The sequence below is a fragment of the Variovorax sp. Sphag1AA genome (assembly GCF_014192575.1).
Lineage (GTDB): Bacteria > Pseudomonadota > Gammaproteobacteria > Burkholderiales > Burkholderiaceae_C > Variovorax.
On the sequence record NZ_JACHYC010000002.1, the window covers coordinates 415,938 to 442,608 of the forward strand.

The following is a 26,671-nucleotide window of genomic DNA, read 5'->3' on the forward strand; positions in this document are numbered from 1 at the left end:
GGAGTTCAGATGAAGTTCAAGGATCGGCGTGATGCCGGCCGCCGGCTTGCCACGGCGCTCGATGCCTGGCGCGGTCGGCCCGATGTGCTGGTGCTGGCCCTGCCGCGGGGCGGTGTGCCGGTTGCATGGGAAGTGGCGCGCGCGCTCGGTGCGCCGCTCGATGTGCTCGTGGTGCGCAAGCTCGGCTTTCCGGGCCAGGAAGAGTTCGCGATGGGTGCCATCGCGTCGGGGGGCATCCGCGTGATGAGCGATACGGAAGGCGCCTGGCCGGTCTCCGAACGGCAGCTCGAAGCCATCGTTGCGCGCGAGCAGGCCGAACTGGAGCGGCGCGAACGGCGTTATCGCTCAGGCCGTCCGCCGCTCGAGTTGGCAGGACGAGTTCTGGTGCTGGTCGATGATGGCCTGGCGACCGGCGCGACCATGAGCGCTGCGGTCAAGGCGGCGCGCTCGGCTGGTCCGAATCGGATCGTGGTCGCCGTGCCGGTGGCCTCTGTCGAGGCGGTGCAAATTGTGGGCGCGCTCGCTGACGAGGTCGTCTGCCCCTATACGCCGGAGCACTTTCGCGCGGTGGGCCTGTGGTACGAGGATTTCGCGCAGACGAGCGACGAAGAGGTGGACCTGCTGCTGTCCGGGGCGGCTGGGTCTCAATGAAAAAAAGCCTGGGGATGCCGGAGCATCCACAGGCTTCGATGAGGTCGAACGCAGATCGCGTCAGAGACCGGCGGCGGCGCGCAAAACGGCGGCCTTGTCGGTGCGTTCCCAGGTGAACTCGGGCTCTTCGCGGCCGAAGTGGCCGTAGGCAGCGGTCTTGCTGTAGATCGGGCGCAGCAGATCGAGCATCTGGATGATGCCCTTCGGACGCAGGTCGAAGTGCTCCTGCACCAGCGTGGCGATCTTCTCGTCGGAGATGACGCCCGTGCCTTCGGTGTAGACGGTCACGTTCATCGGGCGGGCCACGCCGATCGCGTAGGCGACCTGGATCTGGCACTGGCGCGCGAGACCCGCGGCAACGATGTTCTTGGCGACGTAGCGCGCAGCGTAGGCGGCCGAGCGGTCGACCTTGCTCGGGTCCTTGCCCGAGAAAGCGCCGCCACCGTGCGGGCAGGCGCCGCCGTAGGTGTCGACGATGATCTTGCGGCCGGTGAGACCGCAGTCGCCCTGCGGGCCGCCGATGACGAAACGGCCGGTCGGGTTGATCAGGTACTTGGTTTCCTTCAGCCACTCCTTCGGGAGCACCGGCTTGATGATTTCCTCGACGACGGCTTCGACGAACGAAGACTTCATCTTGGTCGGCGTCTCGCTCTGATCGGGGTGGTGCTGCGTGGAGAGCACGACGGTGTCGATGCTGTGCGGCTTGCCGTCCACGTAGCGCATCGTGACCTGGCTCTTGGCATCGGGGCGCAGGAAGGGCAGGCGTCCGTCCTTGCGAAGCTGGGCCTGGCGCTCGACGAGGCGGTGCGCGTAGTAGATCGGCGCGGGCATCAGCTCGGGCGTCTCGTCGCAGGCGTAGCCGAACATCAGGCCCTGGTCGCCCGCGCCGGTGTTGAGGTGGTCGTCGCTCGCGTGGTCCACGCCCTGGGCGATGTCGTTGGACTGCTTGTCGTAGCAGACCATCACGGCGCAACCCTTGTAGTCGATGCCGTAGTCGGTGTTGTCGTAGCCGATGCGCTTGATGGTGTCGCGTGCGACCTGGATGTAGTCGACGTGCGCGTTGGTGGTGATTTCGCCGGCCAGGACGACGAGGCCGGTATTGGTCAGCGTTTCCGCAGCGACGCGCGAGCGGGGGTCCTGGGCAAAGATCGCGTCGAGGATCGCGTCCGAGATCTGGTCGGCAACCTTGTCGGGGTGGCCTTCAGAGACGGATTCGGAGGTGAAGAGAAAGTCGTTCGCCATTGAAAAAAGCTCCATGCAAGTTGGTTGGCGCGTTGCCAGCCTCATGTGGAGCTTTGGCGAACGCTTTAGCAGGTTGGGTTTAACGTCGCCCTGCAAGTAGTTCCATAACTCGGCGACAATTCGTATTCTATTCGAGCCGCGCCTGTGTTGCGCGCGCGCCATCCTTTCACCCCCTGCCTTGATGATCACTTTGTTCCGATTGCTCGCGCGCGTGCCGCTGCCCTGGATGCATGCGGTCGGCGGCTGCATCGGATGGCTCGTCTGGTGGTTGGCGCCGGACTACCGCAGGCGGTTCAAGGAAAACGCCGAGGCGGCCGGTTTCACGCCAGAGCAGTACCGCCCGGCGATTGCCGCGGCAGGCAAGATGGTGGGAGAGCTCCCGCTGATCTGGTCGCGCCCGCAGGGGCAGAGCCTGCTGCCCCACATCGTTCGTTGGGATGGCATCGAGAAATTTGAGGCAGCACTCGCCGCGCGCAAGGGCGTGATCCTCGTATCGCCGCACCTGGGCAGCTGGGAGACCTTCGGGCAGGCCGTGGGCGAGCGATTCTTCGAAACCTACGGACCGATCACCGCGCTCTTTCGCCCCGCGCGCAAGCAGTTCATGGCGGACCTCATCGCAGGTTCGCGCGATCGACCCGGCCTGCAAACCTTGCCCACCACCGTGGCTGGCGTGCGCGGCCTGATCCGTACGCTGCGCAACGGCGGCTACACCGGACTCTTGCCGGACCAGGTGCCGCCGCTCGGCCAGGGCGTCTGGGCGCCGTTCTTTGGTCGCCCTGCCTACACGATGACGCTGCTGCCTCGCCTCGCGCAACAGACCGGGGCCCGCGTTTTCCTGGGCGTGTGCGAACGGCTGCCGCGCGGCGCTGGCTATGCAATCCGCTTCGAGCCCTTCGACGGTACTGCGATGAGCGATCCAAAGGCCACGCCCGAAGCCGCCGCGACTGCAATGAACGAGGGCATCGAGCGACTGATCCGCAGCCTTCCTGGCCAGTACGTCTGGGACTACGCGCGCTACAAGCAGCCGCGCGAAGAGGTCGTGGCGGCCGAGCGCCCGAAGGGTGCGGCATGAGCCTGACGTCGAGACTCGGTATTGGGTTCATGCGCGCACTGGCCCACGTGCCGTTGCCGCTGGTGCGCGGCTTCGGTGCGGCGATGGGGCCTTTGCTCTATGTGCTCGCAAAATCCCGCCGGCGCGTCGTCGATGCGAATCTGGCGTTGTGCTTTCCCGAGAAGTCGGCCGAGGAGCGCAAGCGCATCGCGCGCGAGACCTTCGTCTACGTCGCCCAGTCGTTTCTCGACCGGAGCTGGCTCTGGCACGCGCCTGAACGTGTAGTGGCCAGTCGACTGAAGGTCGTGGGGTCTGCGACCGAGATTGATGCGCTCGCCAACGGCAACGAGCCGACCATCCTGTTTGCGCCGCACTTCTACGGCCTGGACGCTGCGGCCACAGCGCTGACGATGCGCACCCCGCGCCCTTGCACCACGATCTACACGACGCAGCGCGACCCCATGATCGACGCATGGGTCAGCGAGGGTCGCAGGCGCTTCGGTGACGTGAAGACCCTGAATCGCGTCGACGGCATCAAGCCGATCGTCGCGGCGCTTCGCAAGGGTGGTGTGCTGTATCTGCTTCCCGACATGGATTTCGGCCGCGACCAGACCGTGTTCGTGCCGTTCTACGGGGTGCAGGCGGCGACCATGCCGTCGCTCTCGCGATTCGCCCGACTGGGCCGTGCGCGCGTGGTGCCGGTGATTTCGAGGTTCACCAAGGGTGGCTACGAGATCGAGATGTTGCCGGCATGGAAGGACTTCCCGACCGACGACCTGATGGCCGACACCGCGCTCATGAACGAGCGGCTGCAGGGCTACATCGACACGATGCCCTCGCAGTACTACTGGGTGCATCGGCGCTTCAAGACGCGCCCCGAGGGCGAGCCTTCAGTCTACTGAGCCCGCGCGAGAAAGGCCTTGATCTCGCCCGCGACGAGGTCCGGCTGTTCGTGCACGATCCAGTGCGTCGCGCCCGGGACCTTGCGAACTTCAAGTCGCGGCACATAGTCTTCGAGGCCATCCAGCAGGCGCGGCAACAACGCCGCATCGTCGAGTGCCCACAGGACCAGGGTGGGCGCAGCCACCGTGAGCCGGTCTTTCGGCAAGGCCGGGATCTGCGCTGTCTGGCCAGGCATGGCCGGCTTCAGTGGCGTGACGCGGTAGAGGTTGCATGCGCCGGTCAGACCTGCCTGCCAGACCTCCCGGTACTGGTTCTTGACCTCTTCAGTCAGCCAGCCGAAGCCGTCGGGCCCCGCCTTCATCCGCTCGAAGAACGTCCACATGCGCCGGAAATCGTCTTCGGAGAGCAGCGCCTCGGCGTCGGGCCGCGCCAGGAAGTTCATGTAGGCGCTCGCAGCCTGTTGCGCCGGGTCGCTCAGCAAATCCCGCGCGAAGGTGCCGGGGTGCGGCGAATTGATGATGACGAGCTTTCCGATCCGGTCGGCGTGCTGGTTGGCGTAGCCCCACCCGAAAGCACCGCCCCAGTCATGAGCCACGAGCACGTCGATGCGCCCTTGTGCGTTCTCGGTGGCGGCAAGTTCCGCGACATCCTGCACCAACAGGTGCGGGCGATACGCCGCCACGTCCGTGGGCGAGCTCGACTTCTCGAATCCGCGCAGATTCGGCGCCACGCACCGGAAGCCGCCGTTTTCGGGGCGTGCGAAATAGTCCAGCAAGCCGTCCCAGATGAAGGCGGCCTCGGGAAAACCGTGCAGGAACACCATCAGCGGGCGCCCAGGTGCGCCGGCCGCACGGCAGCTGAGGGTGGTGCCATTCGGCAAGTCGCGGGTGAAAGTCTCGATCAAGGTGTCTCCTTCGGCTCCTCATCTTCCGGATGGGTCCAGCGCCAGAGCAATTCGGCTGCCTCGTCGACACCTTGTTGCTTGAGCGCAGAGAACAGTTTGACCTCGCCGCCGCCGGCTTGCAGTCGCACGATGGACAGCACCTTGGCGCCTTCCGAGCGGGTGAGCTTGTCAGCCTTGGTGAGCAGGACGAGGAACTTGAGACCTTGTTCGACCCGGGGGCGGATCACTTCGAGCAGGATCTCGTCCAGCTCGGTGAGGCCATGCCGGGGATCACACATCAGCACGATGCCGCGCAGGTTCTCGCGCGTCATCAGGTAGTTGCCCATCACGCGCTGCCAGCGCAGCTTGGCCTCGCGCGGCACCGCCGCGTAGCCGTAGCCCGGCAGGTCGGCGAGCACGGCATCGTCCACCTTCTGCTTGCCGACGCCGAACAGGTTGATGTGCTGCGTGCGTCCAGGCGTCTTCGACGCGAAGGCGAGGCGGGTCTGCTGTGTCAGCGTGTTGATCGCGGTGGACTTGCCCGCATTCGAGCGGCCGACGAAGGCAATCTCCGGCAGGTCGAGCTGCGGCAGGTGCTCGAGTTGTGGTGCGCTCGTGAGGAAGTGGGCAGTATGAAGCCAGCCGCGCGCGGTGCGAAAGCGCTCGGCCATCGCCGGGTCGACGGCGGATTTCGTGTGGGGATGGGTGGCCGGCTTGCGCGGCGGGGTGGTCATCGATGGGCTTTCCTAGCGGGGCGCCATTGTAGAATCGCCGGGTTTTGCGCCATAAATTCGAGCCCCCGATATGAAGTTGTTTGCCAATTTTCTGCTTGCGGCCCTTCTGAGCGCCGTTGTCCCCGTCAGCTTTGCAGCCGACGAACCAACCGAAAAGCCGGCCGCCGCGGCGCCCGCCAAGAAGCCCGATCCGGCCAAAGGCGAAGCACTCTTCAATACGGCACCCCCCAATGGCCAGGCCTGCGCTTCCTGCCACAACGCAGATGGCAACTCCGCGATCGCGACGAATCCGAAGCTCGCGCAACAGCATCCTGAATACATCTTCAAGCAGCTCCAGGACTTCCAGTCCGGCAAGCGCAAGAGCGCCATCATGAAGCCGATGGTGGCCGGCCTCTCCGAGGAAGACATGCGCAACATCGCATGGTTCGTCGGCTCGAAGAAGGTCAAGACCGGCTTCGCCAAGGAAAAGGACCTCGTCACGCTCGGCGAGAAGATCTTCCGCGGCGGCCTGGCCGATCGCCAGATCCCCGCGTGCGCCGGCTGCCACAGCCCGGACGGCGCAGGCATTCCGTCGCAGTACCCCCGTCTGGGTGGCCAGCATGCCGACTACACCGTGCAGCAGCTCACCCTGTTCCGTGATGGCGCTCGCCTGAATTCGCCGCAGATGACCGGCGTGACCGCCAAGCTCAGCGACCGCGAGATCAAGGCTGTGGCCGACTACATCGCCGGACTGCGCTGAATCCCCGCGGTTCGTCGTGAACTAACCGCCGATAACAACCCCAAACAGGGCGGGCCGATCCAGCGAGGATGGCCCGCCTTTTTTCTTTTCAACGGTCCGCGCCTCATGTCGGTTTCCACCCACGGTCTTCGCGTCCGTCACGGCCCCCACGCGGTCCGTGCGGCGGTGGAACTGCTTTCGTCGATGCGCTTCGCGATCGCGCTGCTGACCATCATCTGCATCGCATCGATCATCGGCACCGTGCTCAAGCAGCACGAGCCGATCAACAACTACATCAACCAGTTCGGGCCATTCTGGGCCGAGCTTTTCACCACCGCGCGCCTCGACTCGGTCTATAGCGCCTGGTGGTTCCTGTTGATCCTGGCGTTCCTCGTGATCAGCACTTCGCTGTGCATTGCGCGCAACACGCCACGCATCGTCGCGGACCTGCGCACCTACAAGGAAGGCATCCGCGTGCAGAGCCTGCGGGCCTTCGGACAGCGCGCTGAAACGCTTCTGGCGGAGACGCCGGACGTGGCGGCCAACCGAATCGGCCAGCTCCTTGTCAGCGGCGGCTGGAAAGTGAAATTGCAGCACCGGGAGGGCGACGGCTGGATGGTCGCTGCACGCGCGGGTGGTGCGCACAAGCTCGGCTATATCGCAGCGCATAGCGCGATCGTGCTGGTGTGTCTCGGCGGTCTGCTCGATGGCGACCTGATCGTGCGCGCGCAGACCTGGTTCAACGGCAAGAGCGTCTATACGGGCGGCGGGCTGATCGCGGACGTCCCTCCTCAGCATCGCCTGTCGCCGAACAACCCGACGTTCCGCGGCAACATCCTGGTGCCGGAGGGCGCGCAGTCGAGCGTGGCGATCCTCAACCAGTCCGATGGCGTGCTGCTGCAGGAACTGCCGTTCTCGATCGAGCTGAAGAAGTTCATCGTCGACTACTACTCGACCGGCATGCCCAAGCTGTTCGCGAGCGAAGTCGTGCTGCACGACCGCGAGACCGGCAAGGAAATCCCCGCGCGCATCGAGGTCAACCATCCTGCAAGCTACAAGGGCATCGAGATCTACCAGTCGAGCTTCGACGACGGTGGTTCGAGCGTGAAGCTCAAGGCCGTTCCGATGGCCGCCGCTGCCAAGCCCTTCGAGGTCGATGGCGTCATCGGGACCAGCACCGAGATTACCAACGGCACCGACCGGCTCGCGCTCGAATACACCGCCTTGCGGGTGATCAACGTCGAGAACTTCGGCGAGGGTGGAAGCGGCGCGATGACCAGCGGCGCCGATGTGCGCAAGGTTGACCTCCGCGGCGAACTCGAATCACGGCTCGGGGCTGCCAACAAGACGAACAAGCCGAAGGTGCTGCGCAACATCGGGCCCAGCATTGGCTACAAGCTACGCGATGCGGCAGGGCAGGCGCGCGAATTCCAGAACTACATGGTGCCGGTCGACACCGGCGACGGCCAGCCGGTGTTCCTGCTTGGCGTGCGCGAACGGCCCGACGAGCCTTTCCGTTACCTGCGCGTTCCGGCCGACGACAAGGGCTCGATGGACGATTTCGTCCGTATGCGCGAGACGCTGGCGGATAGCGCCGCGCGCTCGCGTGCCATCGACCGGTATATCGCGCGCGTGACCGACCCCAAGCGGCCCGAGTTGGCCGAGCAGCTTCGTGTCTCTGCGGGCCGTGCGCTCGCGCTCTTCGCAGGCGCGGAACGCGCCAAGGCCGACGCAGTGAGCACCGGCGGCTGGCAGGCCATTGCCGAATTCATGGAAGCCAACGTGCCGGAAGGCGAGCGCGAACGCGCCGGGGCCGTGTTGGTGCGCATCCTCAACGATGTGCTCTTCGAGGTGCTCAATGTGAGCCGCGAGAAGGCGGGCCTCGCGGCGCTGCCGGCCGATGAGAAGACGCAGGCCTATCTGACGCAGGCGGTGCTCGCCATCAGCGACGCGCATTTCTATCCGGCGCCGGTCGCGATGATGATGACCGACTTCAAGCAGGTGCAAGCCAGCGTGTTCCAGGTGGCGCGTGCCCCTGGCAAGAACGTCGTCTATCTGGGCTGCCTGTTGCTGATCATCGGCATTTTTGCCATGCTGTACGTCCGCGAGCGCAGGCTCTGGGTGTGGCTCGCGAAGAACGGCGCATCGGCAGACGGTACCGCGGCCACCATGGCTTTCTCGGTCAACCGCAAGACCATGGACAGCGATCGCGAATTCGAGCATCTCAAGGACAAGCTGCTCGCCATCAGGAAAGACACCGCGTCATGACCACGACCACCCTCACGCTCAATGACAGCTGGCTTTCGCGGCGCAATCTGTTCGACTGGGTCTTTGCCGTGCTGGTGCTGGCCGGCGGTCTCTTCGCGTTCTCGCGTTACGCGGCTTCGATGGACTACTACGAGAAGACCATCCTGATCGCCGCCATGGCAGCGGCGATCTGGATTGGCTGGTTCTGGCGCCCCTTGCGTGTGCTGGCGATCGTGGTGGCCGGTGCGTCCCTGCTCGCGATCGCGTCCTACCAGGGTGATCTGGCCCGGGCTGATTCGGTGTTCTGGCTCAAGTACTTCCTGTCGAGCCAGTCGGCGATCCTGTGGATGAGCGTGCTCTTCTTCATGAGCACGCTGTTCTACTGGATCGGTTTCTTCGGCGGCAAGCAGGGCGACACCATGGACCTCATCGGTTCGCGTCTCGCATGGGCCGCCGTGACCATGGCGCTGATCGGCACGATGGTCCGCTGGTACGAAAGCCATCAGCTCGGTCCGGACATCGGGCACATCCCGGTCAGCAACCTGTATGAAGTGTTCGTCCTCTTCTGCTGGCTGACGGCGGCGTTCTACCTCTACTTCGAATCGCGCTATCGCACCCGTGCATTGGGGGCGTTCGTGATGCTCGTGGTCAGCGCGGCGGTCGGGTTCCTGCTCTGGTACACGCTCGTACGCGATGCGCACGAGATCCAGCCACTGGTGCCGGCTCTGCAAAGCTGGTGGATGAAGTTGCACGTCCCGGCCAATTTCATCGGCTACGGGACCTTCTCGCTTTCCGCCATGGTCGCGTTCGCCTATCTGATCAAGGAGCAGGCCGATGAAACGCGCTGGTACAAGCTGACGCCGATCTGGCTGCTCGGCGTGGCGCTGTGCTTCGTCCCGGTGGCGTTCCGTCAGCGCGTGCAGGAAGCCGGCGGGAGCTACTGGGTGGGCTATGCGGCCATCTCGGCGCTGATTGCCGCGGGCATCCTGCTGGGCCGCCGCCGCATCGCGGCCCGGCTGCCGTCCAACGAGGTGCTGGACGACGTGATGTACAAGTCCATCACCGTCGGCTTTGCCTTCTTCACGATCGCCACGGTGCTCGGCGCGCTGTGGGCGGCGGACGCGTGGGGCGGTTACTGGAGTTGGGACCCCAAGGAGACCTGGGCGCTGATCGTCTGGCTCAACTATGCGGCCTGGCTGCATATGCGACTCGTGAAGGGGCTGCGCGGGACGGTCGCGGCCTGGTGGGCGCTTGCGGGCCTGGCGGTCACGACCTTCGCCTTCCTCGGCGTCAACATGTTCCTCAGCGGCTTGCACAGTTACGGCACTTTGTAGTGGGCGGGCGGCGCGGCGTGAACTGAATTCGGATCGCGCGTAACCAATTCGGGGCTGGCAACGAATCTATCCTTGCACGGCAGTTTCTGGTGAAAGGCGATCCATGCTGATTCAATCCCGCGACAGCGGCTTCATTCATCCCGATTCGAGCGACATCACGCCGCGTGGCGTGTACGAAGGGCGTCGCGACATGCTCAAGTGGCTGGCAACCGGCGTTGCCGGCGCCGCGATGGCGTCATGGGCGTCGCGCGAAGCACTTGCCGATGCAGTCGGCCCCGGAAAGCTGCCGCCGCTGCATGGGGCCAAATCGGCTGTCGCTGGCGCGCAGACGATGGAAAAGCCGACGGAGTACAAGGACGCCACGAGCTACAACAACTACTACGAGTTCGGCACCGACAAGGGCGATCCGGTCAAGAACGCCGGCACGCTCAAGACCCGTCCGTGGACCGTGGAGGTCGAAGGACTCGTCAACAAGCCCGGCAAGTACAACATCGAAGACCTGATCAAGCTCAGCGCCCAGGAAGAGCGCATCTATCGGTTGCGCTGCGTCGAAGGCTGGTCCATGGTGATTCCGTGGGTTGGCTATTCGCTTGCAGAGTTGATCAAGCGTGTCGAACCGCAGGGCAGCGCCAAGTACGTCGAGTTCGTGACGCTGGCCGACCCGAAGACCATGCCCTTCGTGGGCTCGCGCATTCTCGATTGGCCCTACACCGAAGGCCTGCGCATGGATGAGGCGATGCACCCGCTCACGCTGCTGACCTTCGGCATGTACGGCGAGGTGCTGCCCAACCAGAACGGTGCGCCCGTGCGCATCGTCGTGCCATGGAAGTACGGCTTCAAGAGCGGCAAGTCGATCGTCAAGATCCGTTTCGTCGAGAAGGAGCCCGGAACGGCGTGGAACAAGGCGGCGGCGAACGAGTACGGCTTCTATTCGAACGTGAACCCGAACGTCGACCATCCGCGCTGGAGCCAGGCCACCGAGCGCCGCATCGGCGATGGAGGCGGCCTGTTTGCCAAGCGCGCCAAGACGCTGCTGTTCAATGGCTACGAGGCGCAGGTCGGCCAGCTCTATGCAGGCATGGACCTGAAGAAGTACTACTGAGGCAGGTCTTCCAGTGAACAAGCTCCTGATGCACCCGGCGACCAAGCCGGTGATCTTCGTGCTTTGCCTGCTGCCGTTCGCGTGGCTGTTTTACGGCGCGCTCACCGACGGCCTCGGCGCGAATCCGGCAGAGCACCTGATCCGTTCGACGGGCGACTGGACGCTTCGCTTCATCTGCATCGTGCTGGCCGTCACGCCGCTGCGGGTCATCACCAAGACCAACGCGCTGGCGCGGTTCCGGCGGATGCTGGGGCTGTTCGCCTACTTCTATGTCGTCATCCATCTCTTGAGCTACAGCTGGTTCGACATGGGCTTCGAGCTGCAGGACATCGCGAAGGACATTGCCAAGCGGCCGTTTATCCTGGTTGGATTCAGCGGCTTCCTGCTGCTGACGCCACTTGCTGCGACGTCGTTCAATCGCGCGATCAAGGCGCTGGGCGCGAAGCGCTGGCAGGCGCTGCACCGATTGGTCTATGTGATTGCGGGGCTGGGTCTGCTGCACTTCTTCTGGATGCGGGCGGGCAAGAACAACTTCAGCGAAGTGTTCGTCTACGCCGCGATCATTGGCGTCCTGCTCGCCTGGCGAGTCTGGAATTTCGCGAGCAAGAAGAAGCCGGCACGGCCGATTGGCGTGCGGCCGCAGCCGACGGAATGATCCGCCGCTGCGGCAAGTTGCTCAGTCTTCGAAGCGTTCTGCGCGCAACTGGTCGTCGAGGGTTTCGCGCCTGCGGATGAGCGTGGCGCGTTCGCCGCTCACCAACACTTCGGCCGCCCGGCCCCGGGTGTTGTAGTTGCTGGCCATTGCCATGCAGTACGCGCCGGCCGAGAGGACCGCGAGCAGATCGCCTTGGGCGACCTGCAATTTGCGATCGCGTCCGATCCAGTCGCCGCTTTCGCACACCGGCCCGACCACGTCGTAAAGGACCGCCGTGCCGTCCGGGCGATCCTTCACCGGGACGATCTGATGGAAGGCCTGGTACATCGCCGGGCGAGGAAGGTCGTTCATCGCCGCATCGACGATGCAGAAGTTCTTCTCTTCGCCCGGCTTGGTGTAGAGCACCTCCGTGACGCAGACACCCGCATTGCCGACCAGCGAACGGCCGGGCTCGACGATGAGCCGGCGTTGTCCGAAGCCGCGCGCATCGAGGCGCGCCAGCATCTGCCGCCAGAGCGTATCGGCGCCGGGAGGCGTGTCGCCGTTGTAGTCGATGCCGAGACCGCCGCCGAAGTCGAGATGATGCAGCCGGATGCCGGTCTTCTCGATCGCCTCGACCAGATCGAGCACGCGCTCCAGTGCCTCGAGGTAGGGGGATACGTCAGTGATCTGCGAACCGATGTGGCAGTCGATGCCGACCACCTCGATTCCCTTGAGGGACGCGGCGTGTTGATAGATTGCCACCGCACGGTCATGGGCCACGCCGAACTTGTTGCCCTTGAGGCCCGTGGAGATGTAGGGATGCGTCTTCGGATCCACGTTGGGGTTGATCCGCACGCTGATCGCTGCGCGCCGACCTTCCTCGAGCGCGACTGCATTGAGGACCTCGAGCTCGGCCTCGCTCTCCACGTTGAAGCATCCGATGCCGGCGGCAAGCGCCTGTCGCATCTCGGCGCGTGTCTTGCCGACGCCGGAAAAGATCACCTTGGCCGGCTCGGCGCCCGCCGCGAGCACCCGTGCGAGCTCCCCGCCCGAAACGATGTCGAAGCCGCAGCCGGCTTGCGCGAATACGCGCAACACGCCCAATGAGGAGTTGGCCTTGATCGCATAGCAGACCAACGCGTCGCGGCCCTCGAAGCCACGCCGGTAGGCCGCGAGCGCGTCGAGCATCCATTGCTTCGAGTAGGTGAAGAGGGGGGTGCCGTGCTCGCGCGCGAGAGAGGCGATGGAGACGCCTTCGATCTGCAGATCGCCGTTCTTGCGTGCGATGTGCGGGTGTCCTGGAAGAAGTGCCGGCTGACTCATTTACTTGTTGCCTTCGGTGGATGCCGGAGCATTGTTTTCGTTTTGCGCGCCAGGAGCTTGCGCAGGTTTCGTCGGTGTTTCGGTCGTGGAACGGCCGGGGATCAGGACCTGGGGCAGGGTGGCCCGATCTTTTGCTGCGGGATCGGTCGGCAGGTACAGCGAGCCTTTTTGACCACAGGCGGTCAAGGCGACCCCAACGAGCGCGAGGCCAACGGCGCTCACTAGAATTTGGCGAACAGACATGGCGAAATTGTAGTAATGACCGACCCCGAGTACATGGACCACGCCGAGGCCGCACTGGCCGCGATCGAACGCAGCTGTGATCGCATCAACGATGCGACCGATGCCGACATCGACAATCAGCGCGTTGGTGGAATGATCACGATCACCTTCCGAAATGGCAGTCAGTTGATCGTCAACCTTCAGAAGCCGCTGCATGAAATCTGGCTTGCGGCGCGCTCCGGCGGTTATCACTACCGCCATGACGGCAACGCCTGGGTCGACACCAAGACCCACGAGGAATTCTTTGGCAACCTGACGCGCGAAGCGACGCTTCAGGCGGGGCTACCGCTGACTTTCTCCCTCGACTGATCAGTTCCGGAACAAGTCGAGGATCTTGCTGCGTTCTTCCGGCGGCGGCGGCGCGCCGATCGGTGGTGCCGAGATCGCCTCGGCCGGCGGCGTCGGGCCGGCCTCGACACCCAGGCTGGCGACGCCGCGACCCGGTGCGTAGTCGTCGTAGTACCACTCGCCGCCGACATTCACGACGCCTGCTGGCGCGGGCACCTCGGCAACCGGGACGCCCTTGATGGCCGTTTCCATGTAGGTGATCCAGATCGGCAGGGCCAAGCCACCGCCGGTCTCCTTGTCGCCGAGCTTGCGCGGCGTGTCGTACCCGATCCATGCAACCGCGGTCATCGTCGGCTGGAATCCGGCGAACCAGGCGTCCAGCGAGTCGTTCGTGGTGCCGGTCTTGCCATAGAGATCGGTGCGCTTGAGCGTCGCCTGTGCCTTGGCTGCCGTGCCGCCGCTCGCAACCGACTGCAGCAGGCTGTCCATGATGTACGCATTGCGCTGCGGGATCGCACGCATCGACTCGTTGAGCAGGGGAGGCTGTCTGTCGACCAGAACCTTGTCCTTGTGGTCGGTCACGCGCGTCACGAGATACGGGTTCACGCGGTAGCCGCCATTGGCGAAGACTGAATAGGCCGTCACCATCTGCATCGGCGTGACCGAGCCGGCGCCGAGCGCCATCGGGAGATACGCGGGATGCTTCTCGCGCTCGAAGCCGAAGTTGGTGATCCAGTCCTGCGCATAGCGCGTTCCGATCGACTGAAGGATGCGGATCGACACCATGTTCTTCGACTTCATCAGTGCGCGCCGCATCGGCATCGGACCTTCGAACTGGCCGTCATAGTTCTTCGGCTCCCAGGGCTGGCCGCCGGTGGTGCCGGCATCGAAGAACAGTGGCGCGTCATTGATGACCGTGCTGGGCGTGAAGCCCTTCTCGAGCGCGGCGGAGTAAATAAAGGGCTTGAAGCTCGATCCCGGCTGGCGCCAGGCCTGTGTGACGTGATTGAACTTGTTCTTGTCAAAGTCGAAGCCACCAACCATGGCCTTGACCGCGCCATCGCGCGGATCGGTAGCCACAAATGCGCCCTCGACTTCCGGCAACTGCGTGATCTCCCAGCTGCCCTTCGGTGTCTTGACAACGCGGATCACCGCGCCACGGCGGATTCTGATGTTCGGCGGTGCTTTGTCGGAGAGCCCCGACTGGGCGGGCTTCAGGCCTTCCCCGACGATCTGGACAGCGTCGCCGTTGCCGCGGACCGCATTGATCTCCTTGGCGTTGGCCTTGAGCACCACGGCCGACATCACGTCGCCGTTGTCAGGATGATCGGCGAGCGCGTCGTCCACGGCTTCGTCGAGCTCCTTGGAGTCGTTGGGAAGGTCGACGAACTTCTCGGGGCCGCGATAGATCTGCCGGCGCTCGTAGTCCATGATGCCCTTGCGAAGCGCACGGTAGGCGGCGGCCTGATCGGCCGCGACCAGCGTGGTGTAGACCTTGAGCCCCCGGGTGTAGGTGCTGTCGCCGTACTGCGCGTACATCAGTTGGCGAACCGTTTCGGCGACGTACTCCGCGTGCAGCCGTGACGGATCAGCTGCGTCGCGCAGATGCAGGTCTTCCTTCTTGGCTTCCGCTGCTTGCTCGGCGGTGATGAAGCCGGCTTCCTGCATGCGGTCGATCACGTAGAGTTGCCGCCCGCGGGCACGCGAAGGATTGTTGACGGGGTTATTGGCGCCCGGCGCCTTCGGCAGGCCGGCCAGCATCGCGGCCTGCGCAATCGTGATGTCCTGGAGCGGCTTGCCGAAATAGGCTTCGGATGCAGCAGCGAAGCCGTATGCCCGATTTCCGAGATAAATCTGGTTCACATAAATCTCGAGGATCTGGTCCTTCGTCAGAAGGTGCTCCAGCTTGAAGGTCAGAAGAACTTCATAAACCTTGCGGGTCAGTGTTTTTTCAGAGCTCAGGTAAACATTTCTCGCTACCTGCATCGTGATGGTCGATGCGCCCTGGCTTTTCACGCGGTTCAGATTTGCGAGTCCTGCGCGAAGCATTCCCTTGTAATCAACGCCTCCATGGTCATAAAAGCGTGCGTCTTCTGCGGCGAGAACAGCATCCTTCATGACTTTTGGGACGGTGGAAATCGGCGTCAGATTTCGCCGCTCTTCACCGAATTCGCCGATCAATATTCCTTCGGACGAAAACACGCGAAGCGGCAGCTTCGGCCGATAGTCCGAAAGCTCCGAAATATCGGGAAGATTGGGATAGGCCACAGCGAGCGCGACGGCGATGATGCAGACCACGGCGACCACACCGGCGACCGCGATCCCGAAGGCCCACAGTACGATCCGCATCAACCATGTCAGCCACGTCGAACGCTTGGGAGGAGGGGCTTTTGCAGGCCCTTTGGGTCGGGAGGTGTCGGGCATTGAGGCTGTCGGAGTCTGTCGAGCATTATAAAAACGCGGTCCGTGGGGCCGGCCGATTCGTAGCAGTTAGGACCCAAGTACTCTTATTTGTGACGAAAGTTGCAGAAGGGAACTGTTACGTCGACTTTTGACAACGATTGGCGCTGTAGGCGCGATCCTGCGCTTGGTTGGCACTGGGGCTTACTGCTAGCATGCAACCACACGCAAATTTTTCCAATCGTTACAAACGGATGGGATAGACCTTGATTGACCTGGGATCGTTATTTCGCCGTCAGCCCGCGCCTCTGCTCGGGCTGGACGTCAGTTCTTCCAGCGTCAAGCTCGTCGAACTCGGCCGTGATGCAAGCGGCAAGCTCGTGCTTGAGCGTTGCGCCATCGAGCCGCTGGAGCGTGGTTGGATCACCGACGGCAATGTCGAAAAATTCGATGAAGTGGCCGAGGCTGTGCGACGTGTCGTGCGCAAGAGCGGCACCCGCACCAAGAACGTTGCGCTGGCCCTGCCGCCATCGGCCGTCATCACCAAGAAGATCGTTCTGCCGGGTGGCATGAGCGAACAGGAACTCGAGATTCAGGTCGAGTCCGAGGCCAACCAATACATCCCGTTCTCGTTGGACGAGGTCAGCCTCGATTTCTGCGTGATGGGGCAAAGCGCCAGCTCCGCTGGCGATGTTGAAGTCCTCATCGCCGCCTCGCGCAAGGAAAAAGTTCAGGATCGCCAAGGCTTGGCTGAGGCTTCCGGCCTGAAGGCCGTGATCCTCGATGTCGAATCCTATGCATCGCGCCTCGCGACCGCGCGGTTGATCGAGCAGTTGCCCGCCCAGGGGCACGATGCTGTCGTGGCGCTCTTCGAGGTCGGTGCGTTCACCACCAGCATGCAGGTCCTGAAGAATCAGGAAGTCCTGTACGACCGTGACCAGGCGTTCGGCGGTGCGCAACTCACGCAGCTCATCGTGCGCCAATACGGTTTCTCCGCCGAAGAGGCCGAGGCCAAGAAGCGCAGCGGCGATCTGCCCGAAGACTACGGCTCCGGTGTGCTCAAGCCCTTCGTGGCGAGCATCGCGCAGGAAATCGCGCGCGCGCTTCAATTCTTCTTCACGAGCACGCCGCACAACCGGGTTGACTATGTGCTGCTGGCAGGAGGCTCGGCGTCGTTGCCTGGTCTGACCAGCGCCGTCACGCGCCAGACCTCCTTCGCGTGCTCGCTCGTGAATCCGTTCGATGGAATGGAAATAGGCAGCAGCATCCGCGAGAAGAAAGTGCGTCGTGAGGCACCGTCCTATCTGACGTCTTGCGGCCTCGCGATGCGGAGGTTTCTGCAGTGATCCTCATCAACCTGCTTCCCCATCGCGAGGCGGCGCGCAAGCGTCGTCGCGAGACCTTCTACGCCACACTAGGCTTGGCCGCGGTCGCTGGTGTACTGATCGCTGGCGGCGCCTATCTCTGGTTCCAGGCGCAAATCTCAAATCAGCAAGACAAGAACGGCATGCTGCAGTCGGCGATCACCAAGCTCGACGCCGAGATCAAGGAGATCTCGACATTGCAGGCGGAAATTGCCGCTCTTCGGGCGCGCCAACAAGCCGTGGAAGACTTGCAGGGTGACCGCAACATGCCTGTGCATCTGCTGAACGAACTCGTTCGTCAGTTGCCGGACGGTGTCTACCTGACCAGCATGAAGCAGGACAACCAGACGGTCACGCTGCAGGGCATGGCCCAATCGAATGAGCGTGTGTCCGAGTTGCTGCGCAACCTCGGCAACAACAGCCCGTGGCTGGTGAAGCCCGAACTGGTCGAGATCACGTCGACCAACATCAACCTCAGTCCCCGCGATCAGCGCCGTGTCGCCAACTTCACGATGCGTATCGGCCTGAAGCGGCCCACCGACGCTCAGAAGCCGGCCGCTCCAGCCATCCCGCCAGCCAAGGGGTAAGCGTCATCATGGCAACCAAACGCTCCTCTCCCAAGATCGATGTCGGGGCCGCGCTGCGGAGCTTCGGCGAGCAATTCCAGGGCCTCAATCCGAACGATCCTTCGGCTTGGCCTGCTATCCCGCGCTACGCGTTGTGTGTCGCCGTGGCTGCCGCGGTGGTCGTGGCGCTCTGGTTCTTCTGGCTCACCAATTCGAACGACGAACTGGAGGCGGCTCGCGCGAAGGAGGTCACTCTCAGAGCGGACTACCAGAAGAAGGTCGCCCAGGCAGCCAATCTCGAACTGCTGAAGAAGCAGCGCGAGCAAGTCCAGCAGTACGTCACGCTGCTCGAAAAGCAGCTTCCCAGCAAGGCTGAAATGGACGCACTGCTGTCGGACATCAACCAGGCTGGTCTTGGTCGCAGTCTCCAGTTCGAGCTGTTCAGGCCGGGGCAGGTTTCGGTCAAGGACTACTACGCCGAACTCCCGATCGCGGTGCGTGTGACCGGGCGCTATCACGACATGGGCGCTTTCGCCGCCGATGTTGCGAACCTCTCGCGCATCGTGACCTTGAACAATCTCTCCGTGACGCCTACGAAGGACGGTGCGCTCGTGATGGATGCGACCGCACGGACCTATCGCTATCTGGACGAGCAAGAGCAGAACATGCAGAAGCGCGCAGCAGCCGGGGCGAAGAAGAAATGAGAACGCTCGGATTCCTAGGGCTCTGTGCCGCCGTCGTGGGGCTGAGTGGGTGCTTCGGTTCAGATCAGGACGAACTTCGTACCTGGATGACCGAGCAGCGCGCGCAAGTCAAACCGAATGTGCCGCCTATCGCCGAACCCAAGAAGTTCACGCCGCAGGCCTACACCGAGGCCGGCGCTGTCGAGCCGTTCAACATGCAGAAGCTGACGCAGGCTCTTCGCCGTGACTCGAATCAGCCGAGCACGTCGGGCCTGATCGCTCCTGAGCTGACTCGCCGCAAGGAGGCTCTGGAAGCCTTCCCGCTTGACTCCATGGCGATGGTGGGCAGCCTCAATCGAAACGGACAACCGGTTGCCCTGATCAGCGTCGACAAGCTGCTCTATCAAGTAAAGGTGGGCAACTACCTGGGACTCAACTACGGGAAGATCACCCGTATCACCGAAACCGAACTCGCCTTGCGTGAAATCGTGCAGGACGCCGCCGGTGAATGGATCGAACGCGTGGCGACGCTGCAGTTGCAAGAGAGGACGAAATGAATCAACAAAAATCGATGCTCGCGCACTGGCTGCGCGCTGCGGGTGCGGCTGTCTTGGCATTCAGTGCCGCGGCCATCGTGCATGCCCAGAATGCCATCGAATCGGTCACGAGTTCGATGCAGTCGGGTTCGGAAGTCGTCCGGATCGATTTCTCGAAGCCACTCGCTGCGCCGCCCACCGGGTTTGCAATCCAGACTCCGGCACGTGTTGCGCTCGATTTCCCGGGGGTGACGAACGCAATCGGTCGCTCTGCCATTGATGTCAATCAGGGCAATCTGCGCTCGATCAACGTGGTTCAGGCCGGCGAGCGTACGCGCCTCGTGCTGAACCTCAAGCAAGCGACCGCATACAAGACCGAGATTCAGGGCAACTCGCTGCTGGTCGCGCTGGAGCCTGTACCCGGTGTTGCGCTGGCGCAGTCGGCGCAGGGCGCGTTCGCGGAAAACCGCAATCGCGACATGCTGCCGTTGAAGGATGTGGACTTCCGTCTCGGCTCCGACAACACCGGTCGGGTGATCGTCGATCTGGCCAACAACCAGGTGGGCGTGGACATTCGCCAGCAGGGCAAGAACCTCGTCGTCGAGTTCACCAAGTCGACGCTGCCGGAAGGTCTGCGCCGCCGACTCGACGTGGCGGATTTCGGCACGCCGGTTCAGATGGTGACGACCCAGCAAGTGGGCGACCGCGTGCGCATGACCATCGAGCCCAAGGGTGAGTGGGAGCACAGCGCCTATCAAAGCGAAAACCAGTTCGTTGTCGAAGTTCGCCCGCGCAAGATCGACCCGACCAAGTTGACCCAGGGCATTGGCTACAGCGGCGAAAAGCTCTCGCTGAACTTCCAGAACATCGAAGTCCGCTCGCTGCTCCAGGTGATCGCCGATTTCACGAACTTCAATATCGTGACCTCGGATTCCGTCACGGGCGCACTGACCCTTCGCCTGAAGGATGTGCCATGGGATCAGGCGCTGGACATCATCCTGCAGGCCAAGAACCTCGGCATGCGCAAGAACGGCAGCGTCCTCTGGATTGCTCCGAAGGATGAAATCAACGCTAAGGAAAAGCTGCAGTTCGAGGCGGAAAACGCCATCCAGAATCTTGAGCCGCTGCGCACGCAATCCTTCCAACTCAACTACACCAAGGCCGTGACGATCGCCCAGGGTCTCACCGGTACCGGCACCGCCAGTGGCGGTGGAGGCGGTGCGGGCTCGACGACCCGCATCCTGAGCCCGCGCGGCAGCGTGCTCGCCGAAGCGCGGACCAATCAGCTCTTCGTGTCGGACATCCCGTCGCGCCTTGCACAAGTGGCCGAACTGATCCAGAAGCTCGACGTGCCTGTCCGCCAGGTTCTGATCGAAGCCCGGATCGTCGAAGCGTCGGACACCTTCGGTAAATCGCTCGGTGTGAAGATGGGCGGCGGTGTCATCAACAACAACAACAGCGTGGGCACCTTCCCGTCCGTGACCGGCGGCGGAACCACCGGCAGCACGACGCTGAACGCGGACGGCACTATTTCGACGACTCGTACGAACACGCTGCCGACCGTGACGTTCCCTTCGTTCACGCAGGGTAATTTCGTCAACCTGCCATCCACTGGCGTGTCTGGCAACGGCAACGCACCGGGCACTTTCGCGATCTCGCTGTTCAACTCGGCGTTCTCGCGGATGCTGAACCTCGAAATCTCTGCCTTGGAAGCAGACGGCAAGGGCAAGGTGGTATCGAGCCCGCGAGTGGTGACCGCTGACCAGACCAAGGCGCTGATCGAGCAGGGTACGGAACTACCGTATCAGGTTGCAACTTCGAGCGGCGCGACCTCCATCGCGTTCCGCAAGGCCAACCTCAAGCTCGAGGTGACGCCCCAGATTACGCCCGAAGGCAACATCATCCTGACGCTGGACGTCAACAAGGACACGGTGGGTCAGGCGACCACCGCAGGCTTCGCGATCAACACGAAGCATGTGCAGACCGAGGTGCTGGTGGAGAACGGTGGCACGGTCGTCATTGGTGGTATCTTCGAGCTCACCGAAACCAACGACGAATCGCGCATACCGGTGCTGGGTGAAGTGCCTTATCTGGGCGCACTATTCCGTACGCGCAATCGCGTTGCCAACAAGACCGAAATGCTCGTCTTTATCACCCCGAAGATGATTACCGACCGTAACGCCGCGCGGTGACGCGCGGTGTTCGCAGCACCGCGTGGCGGTCGCACTCGTCGGATTGCCCGGCGCCGGCAAATCTGCAGTGGGCCGGCGCCTCGCGCAACGTCTTGAAGTCCCCTTCATCGATAGCGATCACGTGATCGAGGAGCGGATCGGCTGCTCGATCCGCGACTACTTCGAGCGGGAAGGGGAAACCAGCTTCCGGGACCTCGAACAGGCTGTCATTGCCGAACTCGCTGCGGCGCCCCACGGTATTGTTGCGACGGGCGGTGGCGCCGTTCTGCGGGAGGCCAACCGGGCCGCCTTGCGCTCGGGCTTTCATGTGATCTACCTTCGGTCGGCGCCCGAAGACCTGTTTCGACGTCTCCGGCACGATGTCAAGCGCCCGCTTCTGCAAGTCGCCGATCCGCTCGGGCGTTTGCGCGAACTGTATGGCGCCCGAGACCCGCTGTATCGAGAGACTGCCCACGACATTGTCGAAACCGGGCGTCCGACGGTCGCGATGCTGGTCAACATCATCGTGATGCAACTTGAGCTCGCGGGCATCGCGTCTCCGCCGCCCGGCACCGATCTTCCCGACTGACAGAGCGTGTTTGGGCATGCACCTAAACTCGGGGCATGCCATTGTCCGCCCCACCTGAAAGCGTCGAGATCCAGCTCGGCGACCGGAGTTACCCGATCCTGATCGGCAGCGGCTTGCTCGGTGACCCGGGCAGTTATGCTGCGCTCCCTTCCGCCGCCACGGCGCTGATCGTCACGAACACCACCGTTGCGCCGCTCTACGCCGAGACATTGCGTGCGGCGCTTGCGAACCGATTTCGCGCCGTTCACCTGCTCGAACTGCCGGATGGCGAAGCGTACAAAGACTGGCAGACGCTGAATCTCATCTTCGATGCATTGCTTTCCCATGGGTGCGATCGCAAGACGGTGCTTTTTGCGCTCGGCGGCGGCGTCGTCGGGGACATGACGGGCTTTGCCGCAGCGAGCTACATGCGCGGCGTGCCGTTTGTCCAGGTGCCGACGACCTTGCTGGCGCAAGTCGATTCTTCGGTGGGCGGCAAGACGGCCATCAATCACCCGCTCGGCAAGAACATGATCGGCGCGTTCTATCAGCCCCGGCTGGTGTTGTGCGACCTTTCGACGCTGACAACGCTCCCGCCGCGCGAACTTAGCGCCGGCCTCGCGGAGATCATCAAATACGGGCCGATCCATGACATGGCATTCATGGATTGGATCGAAGCGAACATCGATGCGATGGTCGCGCGCGATCCCTCGGCACTGGCACATGCGGTCAAGCGCAGTTGCGAGATCAAGGCCGAAGTCGTCGGGCAGGATGAGCGCGAAACCGGCTTGCGCGCCATCCTGAATTTCGGGCACACCTTCGGGCACGCCATCGAATCGGGTCTGGGCTATGGCGAATGGTTGCACGGCGAGGCGGTCGGCTGCGGCATGGTCATGGCTGCGCATCTGTCGCAGCGCCTCGGCGGCGTGGATGAAGCCTTCGTGCAACGCCTCACCGCATTGATTCAGAAGGCGGGGCTGCCGGTCGTCGGGCCTGCGCTCGGGGCGGAGCGCTATCTCGAACTGATGCGCATCGACAAGAAATCCGAAGCCGGCGAGATCCGGTTCGTCGTTATCGACAAACCGGGCTCGGCCATCATGCGCGGTGCGCCCGACGCGATGGTGCGCGAGGTGCTCGCGCAGTGCTGCGAGAAGAACTGAGCGGCGCGGATGAGCCTCGCGCCTTACGCCAGCCATGCGTCGCTTTCGCGCGGACGCAGGCATGCCGAAGAGCCGGCTCCCACGCGCGATGCGTTCCAGCGCGATCGCGATCGCATCGTGCATTCGACCGCCTTCCGGCGCCTCGTCTACAAGACGCAGGTGTTCCTCAATCACGAAGGCGATCTGTTCCGGACTCGCTTGACGCACTCGCTCGAAGTGGCTCAGCTTGGCCGCTCGATCGCGCGGGCGCTCCGGCTCAATGAGGACCTCGTCGAGGCCATCGCGCTCGCACATGATCTCGGGCACACGCCGTTCGGCCATGCCGGCCAGGACGCGCTCGATGCCTGCATGCAGGACCACGGAGGTTTCGAGCACAACCTGCAAAGCTTGCGAGTGGTGGATGAGCTCGAGCAACGTTACCCCCGATACGACGGACTCAATCTGAGCTTCGAGACGCGCGAGGGCATCCTCAAGCACTGTTCGCGCGCCAATGCGGAGCGTCTCGAAGCCGCAGAGCCGGACGGCGTGGCCCGGCGGTTCTGCGATCGCACACAGCCCAGCCTGGAGGCACAACTCTGCAACCTCGCCGACGAGATCGCCTACAACGCGCATGACATCGACGATGGTGTCAGGTCGGGTCTGATCGATATCGAACTGCTGGGCGAACTCGCCCTGTTCGAGCGCTATCGCAAGGAGACACTCGATGAGTACCCGGCGCTTCGCGGAAGGCGGGTGCTCTACGAAGCAATCCGGCGCATGCTCAGCGCGCAGGTATACGACGTCATCGACGCAACCTCGGCGGCGGTCCGGTCCGCGTCGCCTTCCGATGCGGATGCGGCGCGAAAAGCGGGGCCGCTTGTTCTCTTCAGCGAGACCATGCGCCGCGAATCCTCAGAACTCAAGCGCTTCCTGTTTCGCAATCTGTACCGGCATCCGCGGGTCATGGCGACCACCGAGCAGGCGAAGGAGGTCGTTCGCGACCTGTTCGAGGGGTACCTTGCCGATGCCGCTCAGATGCCCGAACGCTACGCGGAGCGCGCGGACCGGCATCGGGCGGTGGCGGACTATATTGCCGGGATGACCGATCGTTTCGCGATTCGTGAATACGAGCGCCTGACCGGACGGCGGTGGATCGAATGAGCAACAGCCACAAGACCGGCGTGCGCGTGCCCCCAGCCGCACTCGCTGTGGTTGCCGCAGGGGTCGCTGCGGCGCTGCACATCGGGAAGCTGCCACCGGCAGTGCCGGCGCTGCAATCCGGACTCGGCATCAGCTTGGTCGAAGCTGGCTTCCTGCTGTCGCTGATACAGGTCGCCAGCATGACCCTCGGCGTCTTCGTCGGCCTCGCGGCTGACTCGATCGGCCTGCGTCGGAGCATGTTGATGGGACTCGTACTCGTGTCCTGCGCCAGCCTTCTGGGCGGCTTCGTCGGCGCCTCGATCCACGACAAGGCGCATGCGCTTCCGCTGCTCCTTGCGCTACGGGCGCTCGAAGGCTTCGGCTTTCTGCTCGCGGTCATGCCTGGACCGGGTCTGATCCGCGCCATGGTTCCCCCCAGCGCCGAAAAGGCCGCAATGGGGCTCTGGGGTGCGTACATGCCGCTCGGCGTTGCGCTTGGGCTGCTTGCCGGCCCGGCCTTCATCGCCTGGCTCGATTGGGCGGGTTGGTGGTGGGCCCTGGGGCTGCTTTCCGCCGCGGCCGCGGTGTGGGTTGCCGCCGTGGTTCCGAGTGATCGGCTCCGAAGATCGGCCGCCGCCGGAGCCGCGGAGGCATGGCCTGCCCGCCTGCGCGAAACCGCGAGCGCCAGCGGTCCTTGGACGCTGGCATTGGCCTTCGCCGTCTATTCGTCGCAATGGATGGCCGTGATCGGATTCCTGCCGGCGATCTATGTCGATGCCGGCGTTCCCGCAGGATGGACGGCCGCGCTGACAGCCCTTGCGGCGGCGATGAACATCGTCGGCAACGTGACGGGTGGGCGGCTGTTGCAGCACGGTGTGGCACCGGACCGCCTGCTTCGCTGGGGCTTTGTCGTCATGGCGCTCGGCAGCGTGGCGGCATTCGCGCAGATCGGTGCGCCGCAAGACGCGTTGAGCCTTCCGCCTGCGCTTCGCTACCTCGCCGTCTGCATGTTCTCGCTCGCGGGCGGAGTGATTCCGGCCACCTTGTTCATGTTGGGCGTGCGGCTGGCGCCTGGGCCGTCCACCGTGTCCACGACGATCGGGCTGATGGTGCAGGCATCTTCCCTGGGTCAGTTCGCTGCTCCGCCGTTCGTCGCGTGGATCGCGCATCGCGCGGGCGGGTGGCAATGGACCTGGGTCGTGACACTGACTTGTTCGCTGTTGGGCATCGCCTTGGCCGCCCGACTGTCGCCGGCCCTTCCGCGCAGGGGGACTGCATGAATTCCTCCACCGTCTCCGCGGAGCAGGCCGAGGCCGATACCCGCCGCTGGCTCGAGCGTGCCGTGATCGGGCTCAACCTGTGTCCGTTTGCCAAGGCCGTCCACGTCCGCGGACAAGTCCACTATGCGATGTATCCATCACCCGACGAATCTGGGTTGATCGATGCGCTTGTCGATGAGGCCAGGGCGCTTCGCGACATCAGCGCCACCGAAAGAGATACGACGCTCCTGATTGCGCCCAACACCTTGACCGATTTTCTCGACTTCAACGATTTCCTCGCGCGCGCCGAACGGCGGCTCGCCCGCGAAGGCTTCGACGGCGAACTCCAGCTGGCCAGCTTTCACCCGCATTTCCAGTTCGCCGGCACGGAAGCGGACGACATTACGAACGCGACCAACCGGGCGCCTTACCCCACGCTGCATCTTCTGCGCGAGGAGAGTGTGGATCGCGCGGTCGAAGCCTTTCCGGACGCCGAGGCCATCTTCGGTCGCAATATGGAGACGCTGGAGAACCTCGGCCCCTCAGGGTGGGAGGCGCTAGACGTCGGCCCGGGAGCGGCGCGATGAGCAAGCTGGCAAAGGCGGAGAAGGCGGCAAAGGCCGAAGTGCAAGGCGAGCTGCGTCCGGGGCAGTCCGTCGAACTGCTCAAGGAACTGCACATCCTCACCCGCGAAGGCCGGCTCAACCAGGATTCGCGGCGAAAGCTCAAACAGGTCTACCACCTGTTCCAGTTCATCGAGAAGCTGCTGCAGGAGCTGCCGGGTGACGGTGCAGGGGCGACGCTGGCCGACCACGGCGCGGGCAAGTCGTATCTCGGATTCATCATCTACGACCTGTTCTTCAAGGCGCGGGGCGGCGGACATGTGTACGGCATTGAGACGCGCACCGATCTGGTCGACAAGTCGCGGGCACTGGCAGGGCGCCTGCATTTCGAGCGCATGTCGTTCCTCAACCTGACCGTGGCCGAATCCGCGACCGCCACCGAGCTTCCCGAGCGAATCGACGTCGTCACCGCGCTGCACGCCTGCGACACCGCTACGGACGACGCCATCGCATTCGGGCTCGCCAAGCATGCGAGCTTCATGGTGCTGGTGCCGTGTTGCCAGGCCGAAGTCGCCGCCTGCCTGCGCCAGACCAAGGCCCTCGCGTTGTCGCGCACGCCGCTGGCCGAGCTCTGGCGGCATCCGCTGCATACGCGCGAGATCGGCAGCCAGCTCACCAACGTGTTGCGGTGCCTCTATCTCGAGGCGAATGGCTACCAGGTCACCGTGACCGAGCTCGTCGGCTGGGAGCACAGCATGAAGAACGAGCTCATCATCGCCCGCCATACCGGCCAGCGAAAGGCGAGCGCCGCTGCGAGGCTGAGCGAATTGCTGGCCCAGTTCGGCCTCGAGTCGCTGATGGAGACGCGCTTCAGGCTGCCCTGAATC

The 26,671-nt window shown here is 63.8% G+C and carries 26 protein-coding genes; 20 read left to right on the forward strand and 6 right to left on the reverse strand.

The features are described from left to right. Nucleotides 1-9 precede the first annotated feature (9 nt). Nucleotides 10-651 (forward strand): phosphoribosyltransferase, encoded by a 642-nt coding sequence (locus FHW64_RS08425; protein ID WP_184525002.1) that lies wholly within the window; start codon nt 10-12, stop codon nt 649-651. A 60-nt stretch (nt 652-711) separates the two neighbouring features. Here the strand turns inward: FHW64_RS08425 and metK are convergent, their stop codons facing one another. After that, nucleotides 712-1,893, reverse strand: a complete 1,182-nt coding sequence (gene metK / locus FHW64_RS08430; protein WP_184525004.1) for a methionine adenosyltransferase — start codon at nt 1,891-1,893, stop codon at nt 712-714. Between the two features lie 181 nt (nt 1,894-2,074). On the opposite strand from metK, the gene FHW64_RS08435 reads away from it, so the two are divergent. Further along, entirely contained in the window at nt 2,075-2,965 is an 891-nt protein-coding gene (locus FHW64_RS08435; protein ID WP_184525005.1) for a lysophospholipid acyltransferase family protein, read from the forward strand. Continuing rightward, complete coding sequence (locus FHW64_RS08440; protein WP_184525007.1) at nt 2,962-3,846, forward strand: lipid A biosynthesis acyltransferase; 885 nt, start codon at nt 2,962-2,964, stop codon at nt 3,844-3,846. The genes FHW64_RS08435 and FHW64_RS08440 overlap by 4 nt, the downstream gene beginning before the upstream one ends. Here FHW64_RS08440 and FHW64_RS08445 read toward each other — a convergent pair. Continuing rightward, nucleotides 3,840-4,751: an alpha/beta fold hydrolase gene (locus FHW64_RS08445; RefSeq protein WP_184525009.1), complete on the reverse strand. Its 912-nt coding sequence runs from the start codon at nt 4,749-4,751 to the stop codon at nt 3,840-3,842. The two genes, FHW64_RS08440 and FHW64_RS08445, sit on opposite strands and share 7 nt — an antisense overlap. Next, on the reverse strand, nt 4,748-5,464 hold the full coding sequence (yihA, locus tag FHW64_RS08450; RefSeq protein ID WP_184525011.1) for a ribosome biogenesis GTP-binding protein YihA/YsxC: 717 nt from the start codon (nt 5,462-5,464) through the stop codon (nt 4,748-4,750). The genes FHW64_RS08445 and yihA overlap by 4 nt, the downstream gene beginning before the upstream one ends. 70 nt (nt 5,465-5,534) lie before the next feature. Between yihA and FHW64_RS08455 the strand changes: the two genes are divergently transcribed. The 5 genes from FHW64_RS08455 (at nt 5,535) to FHW64_RS08475 (ending at nt 11,520) form a co-directional block, all read left to right on the forward strand. Next, entirely contained in the window at nt 5,535-6,203 is a 669-nt protein-coding gene (locus FHW64_RS08455; RefSeq protein ID WP_184525013.1) for a cytochrome c, read from the forward strand. A 105-nt stretch (nt 6,204-6,308) separates the two neighbouring features. Beyond that, nucleotides 6,309-8,450, forward strand: coding sequence for a cytochrome c biogenesis protein ResB (locus FHW64_RS08460; RefSeq protein WP_184525015.1), 2,142 nt, complete (start codon nt 6,309-6,311; stop codon nt 8,448-8,450). Then, nucleotides 8,447-9,763, forward strand: a complete 1,317-nt coding sequence (gene ccsB, locus FHW64_RS08465; RefSeq protein WP_184525017.1) for a c-type cytochrome biogenesis protein CcsB — start codon at nt 8,447-8,449, stop codon at nt 9,761-9,763. The genes FHW64_RS08460 and ccsB overlap by 4 nt, the downstream gene beginning before the upstream one ends. A gap of 103 nt (nt 9,764-9,866) precedes the next feature. Continuing rightward, entirely contained in the window at nt 9,867-10,865 is a 999-nt protein-coding gene (gene msrP, locus FHW64_RS08470; RefSeq protein ID WP_184525019.1) for a protein-methionine-sulfoxide reductase catalytic subunit MsrP, read from the forward strand. 13 nt (nt 10,866-10,878) lie between these two features. Further along, a complete protein-coding gene (locus tag FHW64_RS08475) occupies nt 10,879-11,520 on the forward strand; it encodes a sulfite oxidase heme-binding subunit YedZ (RefSeq protein ID WP_184525021.1) in 642 nt (213 codons plus the stop codon). Nucleotides 11,521-11,541: 21 nt separating this feature from the next. Here the strand turns inward: FHW64_RS08475 and lysA are convergent, their stop codons facing one another. Together lysA and lptM are read right to left on the reverse strand one after the other, a co-directional pair. Continuing rightward, nucleotides 11,542-12,825 carry a diaminopimelate decarboxylase gene (gene lysA, locus FHW64_RS08480; RefSeq protein WP_184525023.1) on the reverse strand — a complete coding sequence of 428 codons (1,284 nt, stop codon included), beginning with the start codon at nt 12,823-12,825 and terminating at the stop codon, nt 11,542-11,544. Next, entirely contained in the window at nt 12,826-13,068 is a 243-nt protein-coding gene (gene lptM / locus FHW64_RS08485; RefSeq protein WP_184525025.1) for an LPS translocon maturation chaperone LptM, read from the reverse strand. 15 nt (nt 13,069-13,083) lie between these two features. On the opposite strand from lptM, the gene cyaY reads away from it, so the two are divergent. Then, on the forward strand, nt 13,084-13,416 hold the full coding sequence (cyaY, locus tag FHW64_RS08490; RefSeq protein WP_184525027.1) for an iron donor protein CyaY: 333 nt from the start codon (nt 13,084-13,086) through the stop codon (nt 13,414-13,416). On the opposite strand, the gene FHW64_RS08495 is transcribed toward cyaY, so the two are convergent. Next, nucleotides 13,417-15,819, reverse strand: a complete 2,403-nt coding sequence (locus tag FHW64_RS08495; protein ID WP_184525029.1) for a penicillin-binding protein 1A — start codon at nt 15,817-15,819, stop codon at nt 13,417-13,419. 242 nt (nt 15,820-16,061) lie between these two features. On the opposite strand from FHW64_RS08495, the gene FHW64_RS08500 reads away from it, so the two are divergent. Genes FHW64_RS08500 through FHW64_RS08550 form a run of 11 tightly spaced genes read left to right on the forward strand, consistent with a single transcriptional unit; the run spans nt 16,062 to nt 26,668 of the window. Continuing rightward, nucleotides 16,062-17,141 (forward strand): pilus assembly protein PilM, encoded by a 1,080-nt coding sequence (locus FHW64_RS08500; protein ID WP_184525031.1) that lies wholly within the window; start codon nt 16,062-16,064, stop codon nt 17,139-17,141. Beyond that, nucleotides 17,138-17,746, forward strand: a complete 609-nt coding sequence (locus FHW64_RS08505) for a PilN domain-containing protein (RefSeq protein ID WP_184525033.1) — start codon at nt 17,138-17,140, stop codon at nt 17,744-17,746. The genes FHW64_RS08500 and FHW64_RS08505 overlap by 4 nt, the downstream gene beginning before the upstream one ends. Nucleotides 17,747-17,754: 8 nt before the next feature. Next, on the forward strand, nt 17,755-18,429 hold the full coding sequence (locus tag FHW64_RS08510; protein ID WP_184525035.1) for a type 4a pilus biogenesis protein PilO: 675 nt from the start codon (nt 17,755-17,757) through the stop codon (nt 18,427-18,429). After that, complete coding sequence (locus FHW64_RS08515; RefSeq protein WP_184525037.1) at nt 18,426-18,965, forward strand: pilus assembly protein PilP; 540 nt, start codon at nt 18,426-18,428, stop codon at nt 18,963-18,965. Before FHW64_RS08510 ends, FHW64_RS08515 begins: the two co-directional genes overlap by 4 nt. Next, a complete protein-coding gene (pilQ, locus tag FHW64_RS08520; protein ID WP_184525039.1) occupies nt 18,962-21,136 on the forward strand; it encodes a type IV pilus secretin PilQ in 2,175 nt (724 codons plus the stop codon). The genes FHW64_RS08515 and pilQ overlap by 4 nt, the downstream gene beginning before the upstream one ends. A 22-nt stretch (nt 21,137-21,158) precedes the next feature. Further along, a complete protein-coding gene (locus tag FHW64_RS08525) occupies nt 21,159-21,704 on the forward strand; it encodes a shikimate kinase (protein ID WP_184525041.1) in 546 nt (181 codons plus the stop codon). Between the two features lie 35 nt (nt 21,705-21,739). Next, nucleotides 21,740-22,843: a 3-dehydroquinate synthase gene (gene aroB, locus FHW64_RS08530; protein WP_184525043.1), complete on the forward strand. Its 1,104-nt coding sequence runs from the start codon at nt 21,740-21,742 to the stop codon at nt 22,841-22,843. A gap of 9 nt (nt 22,844-22,852) precedes the next feature. Further along, nucleotides 22,853-23,983 carry a deoxyguanosinetriphosphate triphosphohydrolase gene (locus FHW64_RS08535; protein ID WP_184525045.1) on the forward strand — a complete coding sequence of 377 codons (1,131 nt, stop codon included), beginning with the start codon at nt 22,853-22,855 and terminating at the stop codon, nt 23,981-23,983. Next, on the forward strand, nt 23,980-25,242 hold the full coding sequence (locus FHW64_RS08540) for a CynX/NimT family MFS transporter (protein ID WP_184525047.1): 1,263 nt from the start codon (nt 23,980-23,982) through the stop codon (nt 25,240-25,242). Before FHW64_RS08535 ends, FHW64_RS08540 begins: the two co-directional genes overlap by 4 nt. After that, nucleotides 25,239-25,808, forward strand: a complete 570-nt coding sequence (locus FHW64_RS08545; protein WP_184525049.1) for a DUF1415 domain-containing protein — start codon at nt 25,239-25,241, stop codon at nt 25,806-25,808. The genes FHW64_RS08540 and FHW64_RS08545 overlap by 4 nt, the downstream gene beginning before the upstream one ends. Beyond that, nucleotides 25,805-26,668: an SAM-dependent methyltransferase gene (locus tag FHW64_RS08550; RefSeq protein WP_184525051.1), complete on the forward strand. Its 864-nt coding sequence runs from the start codon at nt 25,805-25,807 to the stop codon at nt 26,666-26,668. The genes FHW64_RS08545 and FHW64_RS08550 overlap by 4 nt, the downstream gene beginning before the upstream one ends. The last annotated feature ends 3 nt before the right edge of the window (nt 26,669-26,671 follow it).

What these genes read in the sequence shown, in the direction of transcription:
- FHW64_RS08425 (WP_184525002.1), top strand. Translation starts at nt 10, where the DNA reads ATGAAGTTCAAGGATCGGCGTGATGCCGGCCGCCGGCTTGCCACGGCG.
- metK (WP_184525004.1), bottom strand. Translation starts at nt 1,893, where the DNA reads ATGGCGAACGACTTTCTCTTCACCTCCGAATCCGTCTCTGAAGGCCAC.
- FHW64_RS08435 (WP_184525005.1), top strand. Translation starts at nt 2,075, where the DNA reads ATGATCACTTTGTTCCGATTGCTCGCGCGCGTGCCGCTGCCCTGGATG.
- FHW64_RS08440 (WP_184525007.1), top strand. Translation starts at nt 2,962, where the DNA reads ATGAGCCTGACGTCGAGACTCGGTATTGGGTTCATGCGCGCACTGGCC.
- yihA (WP_184525011.1), bottom strand. Translation starts at nt 5,464, where the DNA reads ATGACCACCCCGCCGCGCAAGCCGGCCACCCATCCCCACACGAAATCC.
- FHW64_RS08455 (WP_184525013.1), top strand. Translation starts at nt 5,535, where the DNA reads ATGAAGTTGTTTGCCAATTTTCTGCTTGCGGCCCTTCTGAGCGCCGTT.
- FHW64_RS08460 (WP_184525015.1), top strand. Translation starts at nt 6,309, where the DNA reads ATGTCGGTTTCCACCCACGGTCTTCGCGTCCGTCACGGCCCCCACGCG.
- ccsB (WP_184525017.1), top strand. Translation starts at nt 8,447, where the DNA reads ATGACCACGACCACCCTCACGCTCAATGACAGCTGGCTTTCGCGGCGC.
- msrP (WP_184525019.1), top strand. Translation starts at nt 9,867, where the DNA reads ATGCTGATTCAATCCCGCGACAGCGGCTTCATTCATCCCGATTCGAGC.
- lysA (WP_184525023.1), bottom strand. Translation starts at nt 12,825, where the DNA reads ATGAGTCAGCCGGCACTTCTTCCAGGACACCCGCACATCGCACGCAAG.
- lptM (WP_184525025.1), bottom strand. Translation starts at nt 13,068, where the DNA reads ATGTCTGTTCGCCAAATTCTAGTGAGCGCCGTTGGCCTCGCGCTCGTT.
- cyaY (WP_184525027.1), top strand. Translation starts at nt 13,084, where the DNA reads ATGACCGACCCCGAGTACATGGACCACGCCGAGGCCGCACTGGCCGCG.
- FHW64_RS08495 (WP_184525029.1), bottom strand. Translation starts at nt 15,819, where the DNA reads ATGCCCGACACCTCCCGACCCAAAGGGCCTGCAAAAGCCCCTCCTCCC.
- FHW64_RS08510 (WP_184525035.1), top strand. Translation starts at nt 17,755, where the DNA reads ATGGCAACCAAACGCTCCTCTCCCAAGATCGATGTCGGGGCCGCGCTG.
- FHW64_RS08515 (WP_184525037.1), top strand. Translation starts at nt 18,426, where the DNA reads ATGAGAACGCTCGGATTCCTAGGGCTCTGTGCCGCCGTCGTGGGGCTG.
- pilQ (WP_184525039.1), top strand. Translation starts at nt 18,962, where the DNA reads ATGAATCAACAAAAATCGATGCTCGCGCACTGGCTGCGCGCTGCGGGT.
- aroB (WP_184525043.1), top strand. Translation starts at nt 21,740, where the DNA reads ATGCCATTGTCCGCCCCACCTGAAAGCGTCGAGATCCAGCTCGGCGAC.
- FHW64_RS08535 (WP_184525045.1), top strand. Translation starts at nt 22,853, where the DNA reads ATGAGCCTCGCGCCTTACGCCAGCCATGCGTCGCTTTCGCGCGGACGC.
- FHW64_RS08540 (WP_184525047.1), top strand. Translation starts at nt 23,980, where the DNA reads ATGAGCAACAGCCACAAGACCGGCGTGCGCGTGCCCCCAGCCGCACTC.
- FHW64_RS08545 (WP_184525049.1), top strand. Translation starts at nt 25,239, where the DNA reads ATGAATTCCTCCACCGTCTCCGCGGAGCAGGCCGAGGCCGATACCCGC.
- FHW64_RS08550 (WP_184525051.1), top strand. Translation starts at nt 25,805, where the DNA reads ATGAGCAAGCTGGCAAAGGCGGAGAAGGCGGCAAAGGCCGAAGTGCAA.